Source organism: Streptomyces sp. WELS2, assembly GCF_013870595.1.
GTDB lineage: Bacteria > Actinomycetota > Actinomycetes > Streptomycetales > Streptomycetaceae > Streptomyces.
Genome location: NZ_JACBWZ010000831.1, coordinates 1 through 2,665, shown reverse-complemented (window position 1 = coordinate 2,665; position 2,665 = coordinate 1). Strand labels below are relative to the sequence as shown.

3 protein-coding genes are annotated in these 2,665 nt (G+C 74.1%); 2 read left to right on the top strand and 1 reads right to left on the bottom strand.

Going from position 1 to position 2,665, the window contains the following annotated elements:
• Positions 1-711 (top strand): response regulator (locus H5J33_RS30490; protein WP_399552963.1); only part of this gene is annotated, 711 nt, incomplete at its 5' end.
• A 77-nt stretch (positions 712-788) separates the two neighbouring features.
• Here the strand turns inward: H5J33_RS30490 and H5J33_RS30485 are convergent.
• Positions 789-1,370, bottom strand: a complete 582-nt coding sequence (locus tag H5J33_RS30485) for a TetR family transcriptional regulator (RefSeq protein WP_181798006.1) — start codon at positions 1,368-1,370, stop codon at positions 789-791.
• A gap of 133 nt (positions 1,371-1,503) precedes the next feature.
• On the opposite strand from H5J33_RS30485, the gene H5J33_RS30480 reads away from it, so the two are divergent.
• On the top strand, positions 1,504-2,665 hold a 1,162-nt coding region (locus tag H5J33_RS30480; RefSeq protein ID WP_181798005.1), incomplete at its 3' end, for an MFS transporter.

Sequence of the window (2,665 nt, the reverse complement as noted above, 5' to 3'; positions counted from 1 at the left end):
CCGCTGGACAACCCGCGGCGGCTGCTGGTGTGGCCCGCGCCGGACGCGACGACCCAGCAGGCGCTCAGCGACCGTGGTTACCGGCCGGTCATCGTGCACTCGCGCGAGGAGGTCGACGCGCAGATCGCGGCCTTCCCCGCCGCGCTCTTCGTGGACCCGCTGACCGGGCCCATCACCCGGACGGCCTTGCAGTCGCTGCGTCAGGCCGCCGTGGCGGCCGAGGTGCCGGTGCTGGTCACGGCCGGGCTCGGCCAGGCGTCGCGCGAGGCGGCGTACGGCGCCGATCCCGCCGTACTGCTGAAGGCGCTGGCGCCCCGGGACAGCGAGCAGCATCCGCCGCGGGTGCTGCTCATCGAGGAGCACGCGGAGATCGCGCTGGCGCTGACCACGACGCTGGAGCGGCGCGGGATGCAGGTGGCGCGGGCCGCGAGCGACAACGACGCGGTGACGCTGGCGGGGCAGTTCCGGCCGAACCTGGTGGTGATGGACCTGATGCAGGTGCACCGCCGGCGGGCCGGGATCGTGGACTGGCTGCGCGCGAACGGGCAGCTCAACCGCACCCCGCTGGTCGTCTACACCGCCGCCGTCGACCAGGCCGACCGGCCCCGGCTGGCCTCCGGCGAGACCGTGCTCTTCCTCGCCGAGCGCTCCACCAGCACCGAGGTGCAGAGCAGGATCGTCGACCTGCTGGCCCGGATCGGCACCAACTAGGCACCGTACGGCGGCGACCGGGCACCCGGCCGACGGCAACCGGACACCCGGCCGGGCAGCGGCCGGCCGCCCGTTGCCTAGCGCGCGACCAGCCTGCGGGCCGCCTCCTTCATGGAGGCCCGCAGGCGGTCCTGGTCGTCGTCCCCCGGGCCCGCGAGGATGCGCCGCAGCTGCGGGACCGCGGAGGCCCAGTTCGTCAGCGAGATCAGCAGGATCAGCAGGTCGCCGGCCGGGATGGCGTCCGTGATGATCCCCCGTTCCTGGGCGTCCCGGATCTGGGCGACCTTGCGGGCGTAGTGGTCCTGGCGGGCCTCCTCGTCGGGCAGTTCGGCGGTGCCGTACTCGATGCCCTCCCAGAAGAACAGGCGCAGCAGTTCGGGGTGGGTGGCGTGGTAGTCGAGGAGGCCGTCCACCCAGCCGTCGATGTCCTCCGGGTCGACGGGTACGGCCGAGGCCAGGTCGACCATGCACCTGCCGAGGACCTGGGTGAACAGCTCCGCCTTGTTGCCGAAGTAGGCGTAGATCAGCTGCTTGTTGGCCTTGGCCGCGACGGCGATGCGGTCGATGCGGGCGCCCGCGATGCCGTGCCGGGAGAACTCGGCGACCGCCGCCTCGAAGATCCGGGCCTTGGTGGCCTCGGGGTCCCTCACTGTTGCCATGGGGACAGGGTAGGCGCCCGGGAGCCGGTAACCAACTATTTGGTTGACGGGAATGCGGAGGCCGGTGCACGCTGTTGCGAGTCTCAACCAACCAGTTAGTTGTGCGAGTCGGCTCTGAAGGAGAAGCTCCCCCATGCCGTCAGCCACCACCTCCCACCAGGCACCGCCCGTCCGGGATCGCGCCCCTGAACGCCCGGCCTCCGGCACCCTCTTCCTCCTGCTCATCGCCGTCTGCACCGCCGTCACGGCCGCCAACATCTACCTCGCGGCCCCGCTGCTCCCGCTGATCTCCCACGACTTCGGCACCACCCCGTCGGCCGTCGCCTGGATCGCCTCGGTGGCCCAGCTCGGTTACGCCGCCGGCCTGCTCTTCTTCGCGCCGCTCGGCGACCGCGTCAACCGCCGCCCGCTCGTCGCCTGGCTCTCCGTCGCCACCACGGTCGCGCTGCTCGCCGCGGCCGTGGCGCCGGGCACCGCGGCACTGGCCGCCGCCGTGTTCGTCGCCGCCGCGGCGACCGTCATCCCCCAGCTGCTGGTCCCGCTGGTGGCCGCCCGCGCCCCGGCCGACCGGCGTGCCCGGCATGTCGCCGCCGTCATCGCCGGGCTGTTCACCGGCATCGTCGCGGCCCGGGTGCTCGGCGGCCTCGCCGGGCAGGGCCTCGGCTGGCGCTGGGTGTTCGCCGGGTCCGCCGTCCTCACCCTCGCCCTGGGGCTGGCCACCGCGCTGGCCCTGCCGTCCGACCGGCCGGCGCGGCAGGGCGGGCTGTTCTCGCTGTTCTCCGGCATAACCGAGCTGCCGGGGCTGCTGCGCCGCTCCCCCGAGCTGCGGCGGGCCTGCGTCCGGCAGGCGGGGATGTTCGGCGCCTGGAGCGCCCTGTGGACCTCGCTGTCCCTGCTGCTGACCGGGCCGGAGTACGGCCTGTCCACCGCGACCGCCGGGCTGTTCGGCCTCTTCGGGCTGACCGCCAGCGCGGTGGCGCCGCTGGCGGGCGGCCTGGTGGACCGGTTCGGTACCGCGCGGGTCGTCGGCACCGCGTTCGTGCTGGCCGCCGTCGCCGTACCGCTGTTCTGGCTCGGCGGGCAGGTGCTGCCGGCGCTGTTCGCCGCCGCGATCGCGATCCACGCGGCCCTGGTCGCCTCGCACGTGGCCAACCAGACCGTGGCCCTGACCACGACCACCGCACCGGCCACCGCCAACACGGCCTACGTCGTGTCGGGCTTCGCCGGCGGCGCCCTCGGGCGGCTGCGCGGAGCGGGACTGGAGGTACGCGTGGGCAGCGCGGTGCCCGTCAACG